This window comes from Brevundimonas sanguinis (assembly GCF_029636725.1).
Lineage (GTDB): Bacteria > Pseudomonadota > Alphaproteobacteria > Caulobacterales > Caulobacteraceae > Brevundimonas > Brevundimonas sanguinis.
Genome location: NZ_CP116770.1, coordinates 367,501 through 387,758, shown reverse-complemented (window position 1 = coordinate 387,758; position 20,258 = coordinate 367,501). Strand labels below are relative to the sequence as shown.

General features: G+C 66.3%; 18 protein-coding genes, 1 tRNA gene and 2 rRNA genes (1 of these 21 running past the window's edge). 3 read left to right on the top strand and 18 right to left on the bottom strand.

Annotation, left to right across the window (positions count from 1 at the left end):
• The first annotated feature begins 12 nt into the window (after positions 1–12).
• Positions 13–417, top strand: a complete 405-nt coding sequence (locus PIB44_RS01830; RefSeq protein WP_025976949.1) for a PTS sugar transporter subunit IIA — start codon at positions 13–15, stop codon at positions 415–417.
• Positions 414–710 carry an HPr family phosphocarrier protein gene (locus tag PIB44_RS01825; protein WP_029972442.1) on the top strand — a complete coding sequence of 99 codons (297 nt, stop codon included), beginning with the start codon at positions 414–416 and terminating at the stop codon, positions 708–710. Before PIB44_RS01830 ends, PIB44_RS01825 begins: the two co-directional genes overlap by 4 nt.
• Here the strand turns inward: PIB44_RS01825 and mnhG are convergent.
• From mnhG to PIB44_RS01785, 8 genes are all read right to left on the bottom strand, one after another.
• A complete protein-coding gene (gene mnhG / locus PIB44_RS01820; protein WP_278070227.1) occupies positions 670–1,101 on the bottom strand; it encodes a monovalent cation/H(+) antiporter subunit G in 432 nt (143 codons plus the stop codon). The two genes, PIB44_RS01825 and mnhG, sit on opposite strands and share 41 nt — an antisense overlap.
• Positions 1,098–1,379 (bottom strand): K+/H+ antiporter subunit F, encoded by a 282-nt coding sequence (locus PIB44_RS01815; RefSeq protein ID WP_134582140.1) that lies wholly within the window; start codon positions 1,377–1,379, stop codon positions 1,098–1,100. The genes mnhG and PIB44_RS01815 overlap by 4 nt, the downstream gene beginning before the upstream one ends.
• The gene (locus PIB44_RS01810) at positions 1,376–1,873 is read right to left on the bottom strand and encodes a Na+/H+ antiporter subunit E (protein ID WP_134582139.1); all 498 of its coding nucleotides are present in this window, start codon (positions 1,871–1,873) and stop codon (positions 1,376–1,378) included. Before PIB44_RS01810 ends, PIB44_RS01815 begins: the two co-directional genes overlap by 4 nt.
• Positions 1,870–3,465 (bottom strand): monovalent cation/H+ antiporter subunit D, encoded by a 1,596-nt coding sequence (locus tag PIB44_RS01805; RefSeq protein ID WP_278070226.1) that lies wholly within the window; start codon positions 3,463–3,465, stop codon positions 1,870–1,872. Before PIB44_RS01805 ends, PIB44_RS01810 begins: the two co-directional genes overlap by 4 nt.
• Positions 3,462–3,806, bottom strand: coding sequence for a Na+/H+ antiporter subunit C (locus tag PIB44_RS01800; protein WP_278070225.1), 345 nt, complete (start codon positions 3,804–3,806; stop codon positions 3,462–3,464). The genes PIB44_RS01805 and PIB44_RS01800 overlap by 4 nt, the downstream gene beginning before the upstream one ends.
• Positions 3,803–6,757, bottom strand: coding sequence for a monovalent cation/H+ antiporter subunit A (locus PIB44_RS01795; RefSeq protein ID WP_134582136.1), 2,955 nt, complete (start codon positions 6,755–6,757; stop codon positions 3,803–3,805). The genes PIB44_RS01800 and PIB44_RS01795 overlap by 4 nt, the downstream gene beginning before the upstream one ends.
• Before the next feature lie 295 nt (positions 6,758–7,052).
• Positions 7,053–8,303 (bottom strand): NAD(P)/FAD-dependent oxidoreductase, encoded by a 1,251-nt coding sequence (locus PIB44_RS01790; protein WP_278070224.1) that lies wholly within the window; start codon positions 8,301–8,303, stop codon positions 7,053–7,055.
• The gene (locus PIB44_RS01785; RefSeq protein WP_278070223.1) at positions 8,300–9,469 is read right to left on the bottom strand and encodes a M24 family metallopeptidase; all 1,170 of its coding nucleotides are present in this window, start codon (positions 9,467–9,469) and stop codon (positions 8,300–8,302) included. Before PIB44_RS01785 ends, PIB44_RS01790 begins: the two co-directional genes overlap by 4 nt.
• 98 nt (positions 9,470–9,567) lie before the next feature.
• On the opposite strand from PIB44_RS01785, the gene PIB44_RS01780 reads away from it, so the two are divergent.
• On the top strand, positions 9,568–10,446 hold the full coding sequence (locus tag PIB44_RS01780) for a sulfite exporter TauE/SafE family protein (RefSeq protein WP_278070222.1): 879 nt from the start codon (positions 9,568–9,570) through the stop codon (positions 10,444–10,446).
• Between the two features lie 24 nt (positions 10,447–10,470).
• Here the strand turns inward: PIB44_RS01780 and PIB44_RS01775 are convergent, their stop codons facing one another.
• From PIB44_RS01775 to PIB44_RS01730, 10 genes are all read right to left on the bottom strand, one after another.
• Positions 10,471–11,139 (bottom strand): GntR family transcriptional regulator, encoded by a 669-nt coding sequence (locus tag PIB44_RS01775; RefSeq protein WP_278070221.1) that lies wholly within the window; start codon positions 11,137–11,139, stop codon positions 10,471–10,473.
• 84 nt (positions 11,140–11,223) lie between these two features.
• Complete coding sequence (locus PIB44_RS01770; protein ID WP_278070220.1) at positions 11,224–12,222, bottom strand: 4-hydroxyproline epimerase; 999 nt, start codon at positions 12,220–12,222, stop codon at positions 11,224–11,226.
• Positions 12,223–12,234: 12 nt separating this feature from the next.
• Complete coding sequence (locus tag PIB44_RS01765) at positions 12,235–13,164, bottom strand: dihydrodipicolinate synthase family protein (protein WP_278070219.1); 930 nt, start codon at positions 13,162–13,164, stop codon at positions 12,235–12,237.
• Between the two features lie 128 nt (positions 13,165–13,292).
• Positions 13,293–14,321 carry an Ldh family oxidoreductase gene (locus tag PIB44_RS01760; RefSeq protein ID WP_278070218.1) on the bottom strand — a complete coding sequence of 343 codons (1,029 nt, stop codon included), beginning with the start codon at positions 14,319–14,321 and terminating at the stop codon, positions 13,293–13,295.
• 50 nt (positions 14,322–14,371) lie between these two features.
• Positions 14,372–15,823 (bottom strand): UdgX family uracil-DNA binding protein, encoded by a 1,452-nt coding sequence (locus PIB44_RS01755; RefSeq protein ID WP_278070217.1) that lies wholly within the window; start codon positions 15,821–15,823, stop codon positions 14,372–14,374.
• Positions 15,823–17,064, bottom strand: coding sequence for a putative DNA modification/repair radical SAM protein (locus tag PIB44_RS01750; protein WP_278070216.1), 1,242 nt, complete (start codon positions 17,062–17,064; stop codon positions 15,823–15,825). The genes PIB44_RS01755 and PIB44_RS01750 overlap by 1 nt, the downstream gene beginning before the upstream one ends.
• A gap of 21 nt (positions 17,065–17,085) precedes the next feature.
• Positions 17,086–17,346 (bottom strand): hypothetical protein, encoded by a 261-nt coding sequence (locus PIB44_RS01745; protein WP_278070215.1) that lies wholly within the window; start codon positions 17,344–17,346, stop codon positions 17,086–17,088.
• 185 nt (positions 17,347–17,531) lie between these two features.
• Positions 17,532–17,608 (bottom strand) — tRNA-Met (locus PIB44_RS01740).
• Between the two features lie 57 nt (positions 17,609–17,665).
• A 5S ribosomal RNA gene (rrf, locus tag PIB44_RS01735) occupies positions 17,666–17,780 on the bottom strand.
• 82 nt (positions 17,781–17,862) lie between these two features.
• A 23S ribosomal RNA gene (locus PIB44_RS01730) occupies positions 17,863–20,258 on the bottom strand (it continues 385 nt past the right edge of the window).

Here is a 20,258-nt window from a genome sequence, read left to right as displayed (position 1 = left end):
GGTGAAGCCTATATGATCGGGCTGGTGATCGTCACCCACGGGGGCCTGGCCTCTGAATTCCTGTCGGCGATGGAGCATGTGGTGGGACCGCAACGCGGCGTCGCCGCCATCTGCATCGGCCCCGAGGACGACATGGAGCGGCGCCGCCGCGACATCGTCGACGCCGCCGCAGCCGTCAATGAGGGCGAGGGCGTCATCCTGCTGACCGACATGTTCGGCGGCACCCCCTCCAATCTGGCCATCTCGGTCATGGAGCAGACCGGCGCCGAGGTGATCGCCGGGCTGAACCTGCCCATGCTGATCAAGCTGGCCAGCGTGCGCGGCCGCGAAAGCCTGGAGGCCTGCGTGGCCCATGCTCAGGACGCCGGGCGCAAATACATCTCGGTCGCTTCCTGGGTGCTGGCAGGCGAGAAATGAGCGACGCCGCCGATCCAGCCGCCATCGCCACGGCGACCCTGAACATCTGCAATCAGCGCGGCCTGCATGCTCGCGCCTCGGCCAAGTTCGTCAAACTGGCCTCGGAGTTCGAATCCGAGATTCACGTCACGCGCGACGGGGTTAGCGTGGACGCGCGCTCGATCATGGGCCTGCTGATGCTGGGCGCCGGGATCGGCTGCGATGTCGAGGTGAAGGCCGAAGGGCGCGACGCGCCCCAGGCCGTGGCCGCCCTTACCGACCTTGTGGCGCGTCGTTTCGACGAGGACCAGTAACCAGGTCAGGAGGCGTGCGGACGACGCCCGCGCACTCGCCCTCCAGCGGCACGCGCACGCCGTCGCCGGATCGATCCGTCCGGTCGCGGAACAGGGCGGCGCGAGCCAGGATGATCAGCGTCACCGGCGTCGTCGCCGTGAAGAAGATCGCCGCCAGCAGTTCGACCGGCATGAAGCGCCCCTCGGCCCCCGTGAAATAGATCACCGAGCCGCACAAGACCAGGAACATGCCCAGCGTCGCCCCCAGCGTCGGGGCGTGAACCCGCTCGTAGAAGGTCTGCAGCCGCACAAGGCCAAGCGCGCCGATGAAGGTCAGCCCGGCGCCGAACAGCACCAGCCCCGCCGCCAGCAGGGCCGCCCAGGCCGGGACGTTGGCCGGAAAACCGCTCATTCGATCACCTCGCCGCGCATCAAGAATTTGGCCAGGGCGACCGAGGAGGTGAAGCCCAGCATGCCGATGATCACCGCCGCATAAAAATACTGCTGGGTTCCCGTCCGCACCCCGAAGGCGACGACCAACAACATGCCCGCCTGGTAAAGCGTGTCGAGGCCCAGGATGCGGTCCTGGGCGCGCGGGCCCTTGGCGATGCGCCACACGCCGATCAGGCCGGCGGCCGCCAGGAACAACTGCGCCAGGACCAGCGCCCAGTAGAAGACGGCGCCGCTCATTCGAAGATCTCCATCAGGCGGCGTTCATAACGGTTCTTGATGCGCTCCGCCCAGTCGTCGCCGTCCTGCAGATCGAGGATATGCAGCAGAAGCACGCCGGTCGCGTCCTCATATTCGACCCAGATGGTGCCCGGCGTGCTGGTGATGACCACCGCCAGGACCGCCAGGCCATAGCGGTCGCGCATCTCCAGCGGAATATGGACGAAGCCCGAGACGCGGCTGTCGCGCGAGGCGTTCAGCCCCAGCACCACCAGAGCCACCTCCCAGTTCGAGCGAACGATGTCCCAGGCGACGACTGCGGCGAAGCTCAGCAGGGTCAGCGGCTTTTTAAGCCGCACCGGCTCAACATCCAGAACGCGCATGATCTGCGGCGCCGCCAAGGCCATCAGCAGGGCCAGGGCGAGCGACGGCGCCGCCGTCGAGCCGCTGAGCAGCAGGGAGGCCCCGAACAGTCCCAGCGACAGTATGGGGTGAGGCAGAACCGCCCGGATCATGCGCCGCCTCCCAGCACTGCGCGGACATAGGCGTCAGGCCGCACCAGCCAATCGGCCGTGTGGTCGGCATAGGCGAAGCCCGCCTCGCCGAAGATCGCCAAAAACAGGCAGGCCGCCAGCAGGCCCGCAATGGCCACGCCCTCGGCGGCGCCGACCACGATCGCCGGTTCGGCGTCGTCGTCTCGCGCCCACAGCGCCGCCATGCCCAGCCGCGTCAGACCGATCAGGGCGCCCAGCGAGGCGAGCGACAGGGCTATGATCACCCCATAGCCGGCCCAGCCGCCCAGGCCCGACAGGGCCTCCATCATGGCCAGCTTGCCGATGAAGCCCGCCAGCGGCGGCAGGCCCGCGATCATCAGGGTCGAGATCAGGAAGGCTCCGCCCAAAGCCGCCACCGCCGCGGGAATGACCAGACCTGGCTCATTGCGCTCTTCGTCGTCAAAGGGGTCGAAATATTCATCGTCGAAGACGGCGCGGCCCGAGCGGGCGCCCAGGTCCTGGCCCCTGTTCAGGACCTCGGCCAGCATGAAAAGGGCGCCGCAGGCCAGGGTCGAGCCGACCAGATAGAAGACCGCCCCGCCCAGGACATCGACGTTGCCCGTCCCGACCGCCGCCAGCACCGTGCCCGAAGAGACGATGACGGCATAGGCCGCCGCGATCGACAGGTCGCGCGCCGCGATCATGCCTGCCGTGCCGAAGCCGATGGTCGCCAACCCGCCCAGCAGGATCCACAACTGGCCGAACCCGGCCGAGGCGCCGCTGTCGGGCGCGAACAGCAGGAAGCTGAGGCGGATGATCACATAGGCGCCGACCTTGGACAGAATGGCGAAGACGGCCGCCGCCGGGGCGCTGGCCGCCGAATAGGTGGTGGTCAGCCAGAACCCCAACGGCCACATGGCGCACTTGGTCAGGAAGGCCACGCCCAGGATCGCCGCCCCGACGTGGAACAGCCCGCGGTCGGCCGCGGCGATCTGGGGAATACGCACGGCCAGATCGGCCATGTTGAGGGTGCCGGTCACGCCGTAGATCAGGCTGACCCCGATCAGGAAGAGCATGGACGCCGTCAGGTTGACGGCGATGTAGGCCAGGCCCGCGCGGATCCGCGCCTCGCCCGAACCATGCAGGGCCAGGCCATAGGAGGCCGCCAGCATGATCTCGAAGAAGACAAACAGGTTGAACAGGTCGCCGGTCAGGAAGGCCCCGTTGACGCCCATGACCAGCAGCAGGAACAGGGCGTGGAAACGGGGCCCGGCCCGGTCCCACCGCGCCAGCGCGAAGATCATGGAGCAGGCGCCCAGCACGCTGGTCAGGGCCACCATCAGCGTCGACAGACGATCGGCCACCAGGACGATGCCGAACGGCGCCGGCCAGTCGCCCAGTTGGTAGACGCGGGCGGTGTCGCCCCCGCCCGCCGCCCCGGTCGCGCTTTCGTGCAGCAGGGCCAGGGCCATGGCCAGGATGGCGGCCATGGCGAACAGGCTCAGGCCGCCCTTCAGCAGGCGGCGGCGCTCGTCGAACAGCAGCATGGCCGCCGCGATGACCATCGGCAGCACGATCGGCCCGATGATCAGATGTTCCTGCCAATCAGTCATTCGGACGCCTCCTGGCCGTCGACATGGTCGCTGCCGGTCTCGCCGCGCGAGGCGAGCAGCACCACCAGGAACAGGGCCGTCAGGGCGAAGCTGATGACGATGGCCGTCAGCACCAGGGCCTGGGGCGTCGGGTCGGCGTAGAGGGCCGGGTCCTCGGCGCCCTCGCGGGTGAAGGCCGCCGCGCCGGAACGCAGCCGACCCATGGAGAAGATGAACAGATTGACCGCATAGGAGACCAGCGACAGGCCGATGATCACCTGGAAGGTGCGCGGGCGCAGCATCAGCCACACCCCCGAGGCGGTCAGCACGCCGATGGCCAGGGCCACGACGATCTGGGTCATTGCGCCCCTCCCTTCTGCTCGGCGTCCGCTTCGGCCTCGGCCTCCTCAATGCGCGCGCGGCGCAGCGACTGGTGCGCCAGGGCGACCAGGATCAGCACGGTGGCGCCCACGACCAGGACCACGACGCCCAGATCGAACAGGACGGCGCTGGCCAGAGGGACGCGGCCCAGCAGCGGCAGGTCGGCGTATTGGAAATAGGAGGTCAGGAAGGGCTGGTCGAAGATCCATCCCACGGCGCCGCTGGCCGCCGCAATCAGCAGGCCGACGCCGATCCAGATGATGGGGCGGATCTCCAGCCGTTCCTCCACCCAGCGGGCGCCGGACGCCATATATTGCAGGATGAAGGCGATCGACAGCGCCACCCCCGCCGCGAAGCCCCCGCCCGGCAGGTCATGCCCGCGTAGGAACAGGTGCACCGCCAACAGGATGATGAAGGGGAAGAGCCAGCGCATCACCACGCCGGGAATCATCATGGTGTCGCTGAGGGTGTCGCCCTCGCTGCGGCCCTCGCGGGCGCGGTCAGACGCATCCTGAACGCGCTTTTGTATCGGCTGGGACAGGCTGTCGCTGGCCGGCCGGAAGCGGCGCAGCAAGGCCAGCACCGTCAGGCCGACGACGCCCAGGACGGTGATCTCGCCGAAAGTGTCGAAGGCGCGGAAGTCGACCAGAATGACGTTGACGACGTTGCGGCCGCCGGCCTCCTCATAGGCCTTCTCGATAAAGAAGCGCGACACGCCCTCGACCGGCGGACGCACCATGACGGCCCAGGAGATCAGCGCCACGCCCGCCCCGGCGAAGATGGCGATGCCCCGGTCCAGACGACGGCGCCAAAGCGCGCGGCGCCGCTCCGACTCAGGGACATGGATTTCAGCCAGCCGCTTGGGCAGCCAACGCAAGCCCAGCAGCAGCAGCACCGTCGTCACCACCTCGACCACCAGCTGCGTCAGGGCCAGATCCGGCGCCGACAGCCAGACGAAGGTCAGACAGCTGGCCAGCCCCGCCCCGCCCATCAGGATGACGGCCGCCAAGCGATGGTATTTGGCCTGCCAGGCGGCGGCCAGGGCGCAGGCGCCCCCCGCCAGCCACAGGGCGGCGAAGGCCAGGTTGTGCGCCTGGGGCACGCGGAACTCGGGCCAGGTCAACACGAAGCCGCCCGCCGCCGCCACGGCCCCCGACAGCAAGGCCGTCAGCAGGATCAGGCGCAGCTGCGGCTGCAGGCGCTGCGCGCCCAGGTGGCGCACGATCCATTGCGACAGGTCCATCAACATGACCTGGGAGCGCTCGAACAGATAGCCGCCGTTCAGCCGCTTCATGCCCCAGGGACCGCCGCGCGGATTGGCGTTCAGGGCCTTGCCGAAGACGACATAGAGGCCGATGCCGCCCGCCATGGCGATGACGCTGAGCAGCAGCGGCAGGTTGAAGCCGTGCCACAGGGCCAGGCTGTAATAGGGCAGGTCGAAGCCGAGCATGGTCACGGCCGCGCTGCGCAGGAAGGGGCCGACGGTGACCGCCGGGAAGACCCCGACCAGTAGACACAGGGCCACCAGCACCTCGACCGGACGCCGCATCCAGCCGGGCGGCTCGTGCGGGACGCGGTCCAGCTCAGTCGATGGCGGCCCGAAGAAGGTCGTGTGGATGAAGCGCAGCGAATACAAGACGCTGAAGGCGCTCGCCAGGGTCGCCAGCACCGGCAGGGCCTGGTTCAGCGCCGAGGTCTGAGTGCTGGCCAGGGCCTCGGCCAGGAACATCTCCTTGGACAGGAAACCGTTCAACAGGGGCACGCCCGCCATGGCGGCGGCGGCGACCATGGCCAGGGTGGCGGTGATCGGCATGAAGCGGATCAAGCCGCTGAGCTTGCGCATGTCGCGCGACCCGGCCTCGTGGTCAATGATGCCCGCCGCCATGAACAGCGAGGCCTTGAAGGTGGCGTGGTTGATAGTGTGGAAGATGGCCGCGATGGCGCCCAGGTCAGACCCCAGCCCCAGCAGCAGGCAGATCAGGCCCAAATGGCTGATGGTCGAATAGGCCAGCAGGCCCTTCAGGTCGTGCTGGAAGATGGCGCACCAGGCGCCGACCAGCAGGGTCGTCAGGCCCAGGCCGCCGACCACGAAATACCACATCTCGGTCTCGCCGAAGACGGGCCAGAACCGCATCAGCAGGAAGACGCCCGCCTTCACCATCGTCGCCGAGTGCAGATAGGCGCTGACCGGCGTCGGGGCCGCCATCGCGCGCGGCAGCCAGATGTGGAACGGGAACTGGGCGCTCTTGGTCAGGGCCCCGATCAGGATCAGCCCCAGGGCGACCGGGTAGATCGGGCTGGCCAGGATGACGTCGCGCGCGGCGATGACGGCGTCCAGCTCATAGCTGCCGACGATGCGGCCGATCAGGATCATGCCGACCAGCAGGGCCACCCCGCCGGTGGCCGTGATGGTCAGCGCCATCCGGGCGCCCTCGCGCGCCGAGGCGTTCTGGTGCCAATAACCTATCAACAGGAAGGAAAAGAGGCTGGTCAGCTCCCAGAAGACCACCAGCTGGATCAGATTGCCCGACAGCACCACGCCCTGCATCGCGCCCATGAAGGCCAGCAGGAAGGAGAAGAAGCGCGGCACCGGATCCTTCGGCGACATGTAGTAGCGCGCATAAAGCACCACGAGCGCGCCGATCCCCAGGATCAGGGCGCTGAACACCCATGACAGGCCGTCCAGGCGAATCGTGAGGTTCACCCCCAGGGACGGCAGCCACGCCAGCGTCAGCTTCAACACCTCCCCGTCCTGGAACCGCGGCCAGAGCACCGCCAGACAGCCGACGCTGATCAGGGCGATGATCCACGACAGAATGGCCGCAGAGGTCCGCGCGTGACGCGGCAGCCCCGAGGCGATCATGGCCCCGATGAAGGGCAGGACGAGAATGACGAGCAGGAGGAAGCTGGCGGGCACGGGCGTGTCGATCATCTCCGATAGGTTGTGGGACGGCGCCCGAAAGACTGCGGATCGCGCCTTTTCGTTTTGCCAGACTTTTTCCTAAGGGAAATGACGCCCTTGCGTCAAAGCGACGAGTTGGCGCGATTGTGACCGTAGCAGGAGCGGTTCGGCCATCGCCTTGCCGCAGCGCCGCGACCTCACGGCCGGTTTAGCCGTGGATCGCCTCAACCAGGAACAGACTCGAGCCAGGGCGACGAACGCCTGCGGGGCTGTACGGTACGGCCCGGTCTCGCCCCTTCGCCACGCCATCGGCGCCCTCGGAATCTCAGCCGAAGCGCTCGATCTTAAGAGCCTCGGTCCAGGCAGGCGCGGGGCGGCCCAGCGCCATCTGCTCGATGATCTCCGCCGTCCGCGCCGCCGTCGTCAGGCCCAGATGCTGGTGACCGAAGGCGTAGTGCACCTGAGGGTGAGCGTTCAGCCGTCCGATGGCGGGCAGATAGTCCGGCAGAGTCGGCCGAGGGCCGCACCACCGGTCAGGCTGGGCCGAGAAGGCCACGCCCAGGTCGCGCAGATGCGCCTCGATGCTGCGCCACTTGCGCGGATCGGGCCGGGCGGACGGGGCGCCGAACTCGACATGGCTGGAGGCGCGCAGGCCCCCGTCGAAGCGGGCGACCGCCAGGGCCCGGTCCTCGAACACGGTCAGAGGCAGGTCGTCCGGCCAGTCGTGCTGGGCCGACTGCACCGAATAGCCCCGCTCGCCGATCAGAGCCGCCCGCACGCCCAGAGGCCGCATCAGGCGCTCCGACCAGGCCCCGGCCGCGACCACGACGCGATCGGCGTCGATGACTGTTCCGTCCGACAGGGCGACCTCGGCGGCGTTGGCCACGTGCCGGATGGCGGCGGCATCGGCGTGGACCGTCTGCCCGCCTTTGGCGGCGAAGGCGGCCCGTAGGGCGTCGCGCACCGCCTGCGGCTCGCTGACCTGACCCGTGCCGGTGAACCGGATGCCGCCCGCCGGACGCTGACGCAGGACGGCGTCATAGGCGGCCAGTTCCTCCGCCTCCATCACGCGGAAGCGCGCCCCGCCGGTGCGCGCGGCGCTCCAACCGGCCAGCCCGCGCCGGGCCGCTTCGGGCGTGGACCAGACCACCGAGTGGCCCGTCGCCCGGATCAGGCTCTCGGGCGCCTGGGCCAGAGCGGCCAGACGCATCCAGGCGCCGACCGGATCGTCCAGCAGATGCGCCAGGACCTCGGCGCCGTGAGCGACCGCCGCCGGACGCGACGCGGCCAGGAACCGCAGCGCCCACGGCCCCCACAAGCACGCATCGCGCGCGCGGAAGTCCAGCGGCCCGCCAAAGGCGAACAGCCGCCCCACGGCGCCCTTGAGGGTCGCAGGCGAGGGCATGGGCTCGCATTGCTCGGCGGCGATGTGGCCGATGTTGCCGAAGGAGGCGCCGCGTCGCGAGTCGCCCCGGTCGATCAGCGTCGTCTCAAAACCGGCCGCCTGAAGGCGAAGCGCCGTCGCCGCCCCCACCAGCCCCCCGCCGACGACGGCCCAGCGCCGGGCTGTCGTCATGCCGCCGCGTCCTCTCCGAACGGGTCGTCCAGACTATGCGACGGCTCGGTGAACCAGACCGGCCCGGCCTCGGTCATATAGAAATGGTCTTCGAGGCGCACGCCATACCGGCCGGGAATGACCAGCATCGGCTCGTTCGAGAAGCACATGCCGGGCGCCAGCGGCGTAACATCGCTGCGCACCAGATTGGGCGCTTCGTGAATGTCCAGACCGATGCCGTGGCCGGTGCGGTGCGGCAGGCCCGGCAGGCGGTAGTCGGGGCCATACCCGAGGCCGGTCAGATAATCCCGCGCGGCGGCGTCCACGCTGGCGCAGGGGGCGCCCACGGCCGCGGCGGCGAAGGCGCGGGCCTGCGCTTCCTGCTCATGCGCCCAGACGCGGCGGAAGTCCTCCGTCGGCTGGCCGAAGACATAGGTGCGGGTGATGTCCGAGTGATAGCCGTCCACCAGGGTCCCGGTGTCGATCAGCACCACATCATCCGCCGCCAGGGCGCGGTCGCCCTCGCCGCCGTGCGGCAGGCAGGTGTCGTCGCCGAAGGAGACCAGGCAGAACCAAGACCCGCCCTCACCGCCAAGGGCGCGGTGCTCGGCGTCGATGAAGGCCTTGACCTCGGACGTGAGGACGCCCGCTTTCAGCCAGTGACGGGTGCGGCGCTGGACCTCCAGAGTGATGGCCTTGGCGCGGGTCAGAAGGGCGATCTCGGCCGCCGATTTGATGCTGCGCTGGGCGACGATCAGCGGGCCGCCGTCCGTGACGCGCTCGGCCCCCAGAACGCGGCTGAGGCCCAGCCAGATGAAGGCCGCCGCCTGATCGTCGATCGCCAGCACGCCGCCCTCGGGAAGGCTGGCCGCCGCCAGGGCGTAGGGGCTTTCTTCCTCTTCCCAGGTCAGGATGTCGCCCGCGACGGCGCCCGCCGTCAGCCCGGCCACCTTGTCCAGCTCAAACCGGGGACAGATGTACTGGACCCGGCCGTCAGCATGGATCAGCGCGCCGGTCAGCCGCTCGGACGGATGCCAGTCCAGTCCCGTATAATAACGCAGCGACGCCGTGGGCCCGACCAGCAGGGCCGCCAGCCCATCGGCTCTCAATCGCGCGGCCAGGGCGGCGACGCGGTCCTGTCGTTCGGCGACGGTGATGGGCGGGGCGCTGGGCGGAAGAAAGGTCATGGCTCGAATGTATATTGTATCTGATTTCTAGTCATGTTTTCTTTCATTCCTCGGATCGCTCGTAAAGGGCGGCGAGGACCTCGGGGGAGGGAAACATCATGATTATAGCCGTTCTGCTGACGGCGCTGGCGCTGCTGGCCGCCTTTTACGCCGTCCAACTGGTCCGCACCGCCAAGGCGCGCGGGGCGTTGAAACCCAAGGCCGAAGGCATAGCCATCGGCGCGGTCGCCAACTTCTTCGATGCGCTGGGCATCGGCTCCTTTGCGCCGACCACGGCCTGGCTGCGGTTCCGCAAACTGGTGCCCGACAGCTTTCTTCCGGCGGTGCTGAACGCCGGCCACTGCCTGCCGACGGTCATGCAGGGGCTGGTCTTCATGAAGCTGATCCAGGTCGATCCGGTGCTGCTGATCGCCTGCATCGGCGCCTCCATCCTGGGGGCTGTCATCGGCGCGCCCATCGTGCTGCGTCTGCCGGTGCGCGCGGTTCAGATCGTGGTCGGCGCGGCCCTGCTGATCGCCGCCGCCCTTTACGCCATGACCAATCTGAACCTGATGCCCGCGGGCGGAGAGGCGGTCGCCCTGACAGGCAACCTGTTCCTGATCGCCGTCCTGGCCCATGTGCTGATGGGCGCCCTGATGAGCTTCGGCATCGGCCTTTATGCGCCTTCGCTGATCATGCTCAGCCTGATGGGCATGAACCCCACGGCGGCCTTCCCGATCATGATGGGCGCTTGCGCCTTCCTGATGCCGGTGTCGAGCCTGCACTTCATCAAGAGCGAACGCATCGATCTGCGGCTGGTGCTGGGGATGGCCATCGGGGGGATACCGGCGGTGCTGCTGGCCGCCTTCGTCATCACCTCCCTGCCGCTGACGGTGCTGCGCTGGGGCGTGGTGGTGGTGGTGCTCTACGCGGCCGTCAATCTGTTGATGACCGCCCTGAAGGCCCGTCAGCAGCCTGTCCCGGCCGAACAGGGCTGAGGCTGCGCCGGGCAAGGTTGTAGATCAGCCTTGCCCGTCGACCTGCGCGAACTCCTCGCGCAGGTCGGACAAGGTGTGCTGCAGGTGGTCGGCCACCAGACGGCGCACCTTATCGGCGTCGCGGGCCAGCCAGGCCTGAAGGATGTCCTGGTGCTCGGCTTCGGCCGTCAGATGGCGCCCCTTGTGCTCAAGATGCTTGCGCACATAGCGGTCGGCCATGACGTGGAGGCGGGTGGTGATTTCCGCGGTCAGGGCGCGCTTGCCCGGCTGCACCAGAGCCATGTGGAAGGCGCGGTTCAGAGGGCCGACCGTCGGCATCCCCCCAGCCGCCGCCGCATTCAATTGCGCCAGCACCTGCAGAGCCTCGTCCTGCCGGGCCTCATCCGCGACGAGGCAGGCCTCGGCCGCCGCGTCCGGCTCCAGCTTGAGGCGAAGTTCGAAGATCTCCTCGACCTCGGCCGCGCTCATGCCGCGCGCGAAAAAGCCCCGGTTGGGGTGCGACACCACAAGTCCGTCCTGCTCCAGCCGCACAAGCGCTTCGCGCAGAGGAATCTTTGAGACGTTCAGGTCGGCCGCCAGGGCGTCCTGCCGGATCGGCACGTCAGGCGCGATCGCCCCCGACAGGATCATGTCGCGCACGACCTCCATCAGGCGGTCGGACAGGGTGCGGACTTCAAACGGAGATGCGGCCATGCGGTTCATCGAGTCGAAAAAGGCTGGGCCGGTCGCCCGGCCCAGCCATAACGTGCGCCGTGCGCAATTACGACGGCCAGTCGCTCAGACGACCTGGAAGCCGGCCCAGAAGGGATCCTTGCGGTCGATCCAGATGGTGTTGAAGCCTGTGGCGACCGCCGAACCCTCGATCGAGGGCACGATGGCCTTGTGGTCGCCCACGGTCGTTTCAGCTTCGACCCGGCCGATGAACCGGCTGCAGATGTAGCTTTCGTGGACGAAGGCGTCGCCGACCTTCAGCCGTCCCTTGGCGTGCAGATGGGCCAGCCGCGCCGAGGTGCCGGTGCCGCAGGGGCTGCGGTCGATGGCCTTGTCGCCATAGAAGACGGCGTTGCGGCCGTCGGCGCCGTCGCCCTTGGGCTTGTCGGCCCACAGCACGTGGCTGACGCCGTTGATCGAAGGCTCGTCCGGGTGCACCGGATGGAAGGCCGCCCGCACCCGTTCGCGCACCAGACCGCTCAGTTCGATGATGCGGCTGGCGCCCAGGTCGTCCAGGCCCGTGTAGGCGCCCTGCGGTTCGACGATGGCGTAGTAGTTGCCGCCGTAGGACACGTCCACGCTCAGCGAGCCGAGGCCCGGCACGTCGATCTCGATGCCTTGCGCCGCCAGATAGGCCGGCACGTTGCGGATGCGCACCGAGGTCACCTTATCGCCCTCAGTCTCATAGGCGATGTCCAGAACGCCGGCAGGGACCTCGATCTTCAGCCGCCCCGGCGTGCGCGGCCGGATCAGGCCATGCTCCAGCCCGAAGGTGATCATGCCGATCGTCCCGTGGCCGCACATGGGCAGGCAGCCGCTGGTCTCGATGAACAGGATGCCCGCGTCCGCGTCCGGCAGGGTCGGCGGATACAGGAAGCCGCCGCTCATCATGTCGTGGCCGCGCGGCTCGAAACACAAGGAGGTGCGGATCCAGTCGTAGCGGCTCAGGAAGTCGAGCCGCCGCTCGGCCATGCTGGCCCCTGACAACAGGGGCGCGCCGCCGGCGACCAGGCGAACCGGGTTGCCGGCGGTATGACCGTCGATGCAGAAAAAGACGTCGCGCATCTGGGCTCCGGATCAGGTGATCTTGATGGCCTTGCCCGAGCCGATCGGGCGCGTTTCCGCCGCCTTTTCGACCATGGCGATGACCTCGGCGCGGCGGGCGCCGGCCAGCGGCATGCGCGGCATGCGGACCCGTTCGTGACCGCGACCCATGATCATCTCGGACAGTTTGATCGACTGGACCAGATCCGCAACCGAATCCAGGTGAAGCAGCGGCATGAACCAGCGATAGATCTCAAGGGCGCGGGCGATGTCGCCGGCCTGAACCGCCTTGACCAGGGCCACCGACTCTTCCGGGAAGGCGTTGGTCAGACCCGAGACCCAGCCCTTGGCGCCCAGGATCATGCCTTCCAGCGCCACGTCGTCCAGGCCGACCATGACCGAGTAGCGGTCGCCCAGCTCGTTGAAGATGTCGGTGATGCGGCGCGAGTCCGGGGCGCTTTCCTTCAGGGCGACGATGTTCGGCACGTCTGACAGACGGCGCAGATCGTCGTTGTTCAGCGTCTGACGATACATCAGCGGGTTGTTGTACAGCATGTTCGGCAGGGCGCTGGCGGCGGCCACGGCGCGGAAGTGCGCCTCGAGCTCCGCCGGCGTCGGCACATAGACCATGGCCGGCAGCACCATCAGGGCGTCCACCCCGATGTCTTCGGCGTCCTTGGCGTAGGCCTCGGCCCGCGCCGTGGTCAGTTCGCTGACCCCGGTGATGATCGGCACGCGGCCGTCCACGACCTCGACCGCCGCCTTCAGGACAGCGCGCTTTTCTTCAGGCTCCAGCGAGTTGTTCTCGCCCACGGTGCCCATGACGATGATGGCGTCGACGCCATCACGGATCAGGCCGTCCAGAACCTTTTGGGTGGAGTCGAAATCGACCCCCAGGCTCTCATTGAACTGCGTGGTGGCCGCCGGAATCACCCCGGTCCAATCCAACTTCATTCCCGCCATGTGCTGCTCCCTCCCGAGCTTGCTTATTTCGTATACAGTATATGATTAGGCTGGAAGCCGTGACCGATCAAGGCCCTGGAGGACCTTTAAAAAATCCGCTCCCACGCCTGCTCGGCCTGCCGCCGCGGTCAGAACCCAAGGGCCATGATCTGGTCGTACAGGACTTTGGGCGTGCGCACGCCGTTGGCCAGACTGCGCGCGCGGGCCTCGTACCGGCGCTGCGACGGCAGGCGCGCGCCCTGGTCGGCGAAGGCGGCGAACAGAGCCTCGGCCCGCGCCGCGTTGGCTTCGGGATCGCCGCCGCCCATCAGGTCGGGATCAAACGCCAGGATCAATTCGCCATGCATCGGCGCCGCCTTGGCGCCGTCATCAAAGGCCATAGATTCGCGGCTGGTCAGATCGCCGATCAACGGGCCTGCCATCAGTTCGATCATGGTCGACAGGGCCGAGCCCTTGTGCCCGCCGAAGGTCAGCATGGCGCCGTCCAGAGCCGCGCGCGCATTGGTCGTCGGCCGCCCCTCGGCGTCGACGCCCCAGCCCTCGGGGATCGGCTTGCCGGCGATGTCGTGCAGCGCCATGTCGCCGCGCGCGATGGCGCTGGTGGCGAAGTCGAAGACATAGGGGTGCGGCCCCGGACGCGGCCAGCCGAAGGCGATCGGATTGGTGCCCAGAAGGCCGCGCTTGCCGCCCGCCGGCGCCACCCACGAATGGCTGGGGGTCATGGCCAGGGCCGCTACGCCCATGCCGGTCAGGTGTTCGATCTCGGGCCACAGGGCCGAAAAATGGAAGCAGTTGTTGATGACCAGCGCCGCCACCCCGACCTCCTTGGCCTTCTGCGCCAACAGCGGAGCGGCTCGTTCAAAGGCTAGCAGGGAATAGGCGTAACGGGCGTCGACGCGCACCAGGGCGGGCGAGGCGTCGGTGATGACCGGCTCGGCGTCCAGCGACATCTTGCCCGAGCGAATGGTCATCACGCAGCCGGGGAGACGATAGAGCCCGTGCGAGGCGCACTCGTCCCGCTCGCCCGCCGTGATGGCGCGCGCCACCGCCTCGGCATGCGGAACGGACAGCCCCGCCCCCGTCAGCACCCGTCGCGACAGGGCGAACACCTCGTCAATCGACAAGGCGACCGTTTCCTGGGCCTCAAACACGCTCATATCGCTCTCCCGCAACACAATCGTATACGATATGGGCGCGGGCAAAAACTTCAAGCCCGTTTAGCGTCCGTTCTCTTAAGCGCGTCTCGGGCGACGGACAGGTCAGCCAGAAAACGCCTTCGTTCCTCGGCGCGCAACGCCGGATCGGGCAGGCGCAGCAGGTAGGACGGGTGCACCGTCAGCAGCACCCGCGCGCCGTCCTCGGTCGTGAGCACGCGGCCGCGTTCGGCCTGGACGGCGGGCTTTCGTCCCAGCACCGCCAGCCCCGCCGTCGCGCCCAGAGCCAGGATCAGCTCCGGCCTGACGAGGCGCCGTTCATGATCCAGCCACCAGCGGCAGGCCTGCACCTCCCCCGCATTGGGCGTCTTGTGCAGCCGACGCTTGCCGCGCGGCTCGTGCTTGAAATGCTTGACCGCATTGGTGAGGTAGAGGTCGCCGCGATCCAGTCCCGCCTCTTGGAACGCCGCATCCAGAAGACGCCCGGCGGGGCCGACGAAGGGCCGACCGGCCAGGTCTTCCTGATCGCCCGGCTGTTCTCCCACGACCATCAAGGCCGCGCGTTTCGGTCCTTCGCCGCAAACGCCCTGGGTGGCGTCGCGCCACAGCGGACAGCGGCGGCATCCCTGAACGCCGCGCGCCAGCTCGTCCAGGCCTTCGGGGACCAGATCATCCGTCGCCGCGCGATCCACCGACGGCGCGCGAACGCGCTGGAACCTGTCATTGGGCGTGTGCGCGGCCTGGTTCACCATAGCCTCCGTGCGAACCGACGCGGCGGCGGTGAGTTCCGGGATCAATGCCGCCTCGGGCAGGTTCTTCCAGTAACGCTTGGGCATTTCCGACCGCATCGCCTGAGGCCGCAGCCGCGCCGGATTGAAGGTCGAGGCGTAGTAGGTGCGCCAGAAATCCTCCACCGCGTCCTCGGCGGGCGCCTGGGACTGATCGGCGGGCGGGCCGAAGGTCAGAAGCGTTCCGTCCCAGTGCGCCGCCCCGTCCGGCGTCAGGATCGACCACCGCATCGCGCTGTACCGGCGCGCGAAGAAGGGCGCCGTCGCCTGCAGCACCCGATGGGCGGGCTCGAACCACGCGACCCAGCGCTCGCCCGCCTCGTCTTGCGCCTGTCGAAAGCGCACGAAGGCCTTCATCTTGTGGGCGGCGCGGCGCACCGCCTTCACCCGATCCGCCGCCTCGGCCACGTCGCGGTCGGACAGGACGGCCATCAGGTTCGGCTGATCCTTCAGCCGCCACAGCAGGCGATACATCAGGTCGAAGCGATCCTCGGACCGATGCTGGATCAGTTGCGCCGCCGTTTCCAAGAACGCGCGCGGCGCGGTGAAAGCGCCTTCGACCTCAGGCAGGGCGCCGCCCTCATCGAACAGGCCGCCCGCAGTCGCGCCCACGGCGAACTTCACCCGGCTCGGCTCAACCCCCGCCAATCGCAGCCGCCGCGCCGCCTCGCGCCAGCCGTCGAAGTCCAGCGGATCGGCCAGGACCGCCGTGCGCATCAAAACAGGCTCAACTGCTCGGGCTTGCGCTGTGGCGCCAGGCGCGCGCGCAGGTCGGCCGCGTCCGTCAGACCGCCGGGCGTCCAGTCCAGCGCCGTGATCCACGGCCGCACCGCCTCGATCGACCGCGTCAGCCGACCCACGTCCTCCAGCCGCAAAGTGCGATGGCGCCGCACGGACAGGATACGGTCTACCGCCTTCACCCCGAGCCCCGGCACCCGCAGCAGGGTCTCGCGCGCCGCCCGGTTCACGTCGACAGGGAAGGCTTCGCGGCGCCGCAGCGCCCAGGCCAGCTTGGGATCGACGGCCAGATCCAGCATGCCCTCGTCGGTCCCCTCCCCGATCTCGGGCGCAGTGAAGCCGTAGAAACGCATCAGCCAGTCGGCCTGATAGAGCCTGTGTTCACGCATCAGCGGCGGCTTGGTCGGGGGCAGCAGGCTCGAGCCGTCGGGAATGGGGCTGAAGGCCGAATAATAGACCCGGCGCAGGCCATAGCCGCCGTAAAGGGCGGCGCTGCGGGCCATGATCTCCGTGTCCGGCGCGCCGTCGGCGCCGACGATCAACTGGGTCGATTGCCCCGCCGGGGCGAAGGCCGGCGGGCGCTTACGGTCCCGCTTTTCCGGCTTGGCCTCTTCCAGCTTCAGCCGCACCTGCCCCATCGCCTTGCGGATCGTCCGCGCGTCCTTCTCGGGGGCCAGACGGCCCAAGGCCTCGTCGCGGGGCAGCTCGATATTGGCGGACAGTCGGTCGGCATAGAGGCCCGCCAGCTCCACCAGCCGCGCGTCCGCCTCTGGGATCAGCTTCAGGTGGATATAGCCGCGAAAGTAATGATCCTCGCGCAGGCGCCGCGCGACCTCGACCAGCTGCTCCATCGTATAGTCGCCGTTGCGGATCACGCCGGACGATAGGAACAACCCTTCGATATAGTTGCGCTTGTAGAAGGCCAGGGTCAGGTCGACGACCTCCTGCACCGTGAAGCGCGCCCGCTCGACATTCGACGACACCCGGTTGATGCAATAGGCGCAGTCGTAGATGCAGAAGTTGGTCAGCAGAATCTTCAACAGGCTGACGCACCGACCGTCGGGCGTATAGGCGTGACAAATGCCCATGCCCTCGGTCGAGCCGATCCCGCGCCCGCCCAGGGAGTTGCGCTTCGTGGTGCCGGACGAGGCGCAAGAGGCGTCGTATTTGGCGGCGTCCGCCAGAACCGCCAGCTTTCGTCGAAGATCGATCTGAGCCATGAGTTCATGATATGTTCCACATCAGAGCAGGTCCAGCGTCACCGCAGCGCTTTTTTGGTCGAACGCAAGACTCGTCGCAGCGTCGCCGCGCAAGGATGGTTGAAAAAGCTCGGCCCCGCTCTGGCTGACCGGCTTCGCCCGACGAGCCGTCGAACGCGGCAGGGCCCAAAACTCGCTCGCTTGGCCGACCTCAGAGCCGAAATCGATCCAACCTTCGGCCGTCAGAACCCAATCCGTCGCCACGCGGTCTCCGCGCAACACCGTCGCAGCGATCGCCTCCATGCCCGTCGCCAGAACGAATGATGCCACAGCGCCAGGAATGGTCGTTCTGCACTGCTAAACCAAGCGGACGTCCCACCGACGCCCGAATAGCTCTGCGGCGCTCCCCTGTGATCGAGCCTGTCGGGTCGAGAGAGGGCATAGATCAGCAAAAACCCCCGGAGCATGAGCTTCGGGGGTTTTGTATTTGGGTGCGGGAGCAGGATTTGAACCTGCGACCTTCAGGTTATGAGCCTGACGAGCTACCGGGCTGCTCCATCCCGCGGCAAGGCGGCGTGTAAAGGAAGAAGGGTTCGAGATATCATTCATGTGTGTCGGGTAGACCCGGCGGCGACCTACTCTCCCGCGCCTTAAGACGAAGTACCATCGGCTCTGGAGGGCTTAACGACCGAGTTCGGAATGGGATCGGGTGGGGAACCTCCGACAGAGCCACCAGGTCAACCCGACACACACGAATGAAATGAGAAGATATCGTTTTTTGTTTTCGACACGTAAAAATCGAATGAGTTTTGCTGAGAAACGATCAAGCCGATCGGATTATTAGTACCAGTAAGCTTCACACGTCACCGCGCTTCCACACCTGGCCTATCAACGTGGTAGTCTTCCACGATCCTCAGCGAAGCCTTGTTTTGAGGTTAGTTTCCCGCTTAGATGCTTTCAGCGGTTATCTATTCCATACTTAGCTACCCTGCTGCGCGGCTGGCGCCACGACAGGTCCACCAGAGGTATGTCCATCCCGGTCCTCTCGTACTAGGGACAGATCCTCTCAAGCTTCGAACACCCACGGCAGATAGGGACCAAACTGTCTCACGACGTTCTGAACCCAGCTCACGTACCACTTTAAACGGCGAACAGCCGTACCCTTGGGACCTGCTCCAGCCCCAGGATGTGATGAGCCGACATCGAGGTGCCAAACTTTGCCGTCGATATGGACTCTTGGGCAAAATCAGCCTGTTATCCCTAGAGTACCTTTTATCCGTTGAGCGATGGCCCTTCCACGCGGGACCACCGGATCACTATGGCCGACTTTCGTCTCTGCTCGACTTGTCAGTCTCGCAGTCAGGCTAGCTTATGCCATTGCACTCGACGACCGATTTCCGACCGGTCTGAGCTAACCATCGCGCGCCTCCGTTACACTTTGGGAGGCGACCGCCCCAGTCAAACTACCCACCACGCCATGTCCCGGGACCGGATAACGGCCCTCGGTTAGACGTCAACGACAGTAAGGGTGGTATTTCAAGGATGGCTCCACCAGAGCTGGCGCCCCGGTTTCATAGCCTCCCACCTATCCTACACATACGGTCGCTAACGCCAAGGCGAAGCTATAGTAAAGGTTCATAGGGTCTTTCCGTCTGACCGCGGGAACCCCGCATCTTCACGGGGAATTCAATTTCACTGAGCCTGTGCTGGAGACAGTGGGGAAGTCGTTACGCCATTCGTGCAGGTCGGAACTTACCCGACAAGGAATTTCGCTACCTTAGGACCGTTATAGTTACGGCCGCCGTTTACCTGGGCTTCAGTTCGGAGCTTTCACTCCTCCCTTTAACCTTCAGGCACCGGGCAGGCGTCAGACCCTATACGTCGCATTGATGCTTCGCAGAGCCCTATGTTTTTGCTAAACAGTCGCTACCCCCTGGCTTGTGCCACTCAGTCCTGGTTGCCCAGGGTGAGTCACGCTTATTCCGAAGTTACGCGTGCAATTTGCCGAGTTCCTTCAGCACAGTTCTCTCAAGCGCCTTGGTATGCTCTACCTGACCACCTGTGTCGGTTTCGGGTACGGTCTCTGCTGGAGTTATTTCCAGGGACGACGCCACCGCCGGGAACAATCCAATAAGCCCCGACGACTTATGCCATCCGTCACTTCCAGCTGGTGCAGGAATATTTACCTGCTTCCCATCGACTACGCTTTTCAGCCTCGCCTTAGGGGCCGACTAACCCTGCGCAGATTAGCTTTACGCAGGAACCCTTGGTCTTTCGGCGACAGTGTTTCTCACACTGTTTATCGTTACTCATGTCAGCATTCTCACTTCCGATACCTCCAGCCAACCTCACGGTTGACCTTCACAGGCTTACGGAACGCTCCGCTACCGCTTGCAGTAAACTGCAAACCCATATCTTCGGCGCATGGCTTTAGCCCCGTTACATTTTCCGCGCAGGATCGCTTGATCAGTGAGCTGTTACGCTTTCTTTAAAGGATGGCTGCTTCTAAGCCAACCTCCTGATTGTCAAAGCAATCCCACATCGTTTCCCACTTAGCCATGACTTGGGGGCCTTAGATGATGGTTAGGGTTGTTTCCCTTTTCACGACGGACGTTAGCACCCGCCGTGTGTCTGCCCGATAGTACTCCTGGGTATTCGGAGTTTGGTTAGTATTGGTACCGCTCGCGCAGCCCGCAACCATCCAGTGCTCTACCCCCCAGGGTATTCGTCGGACGCTCTACCTAAATAGATTTCGCGGAGAACCAGCTATGTCCAGGTTTGATTGGCCTTTCACCCCTATCCACAAGTCATCCCAGAATTTTTCAACATTCACGGGTTCGGACCTCCAGTAAGTGTTACCTTACCTTCATCCTGCTCATGGATAGATCACCTGGTTTCGGGTCGTCATACGTCGAACTTAGCGCCCTATTCAGACTCGCTTTCGCTGCGCCTACACCTAACGGCTTAAGCTTGCTCGACATATGAAGTCGCTGACCCATTATACAAAAGGTACGCCGTCACCGCGCTTGGCGGCTCCGACTGCTTGTAGGCTTCCGATTTCAGGATCTGTTTCACTCCCCTTGTCGGGGTGCTTTTCACCTTTCCCTCACGGTACTTGTTCACTATCGGTCGTAGAGGAGTACTTAGGCTTGGAGGGTGGTCCCCCCATGTTCAGACAGGATTTCACGTGTCCCGCCCTACTCGAGTCTCTTGCT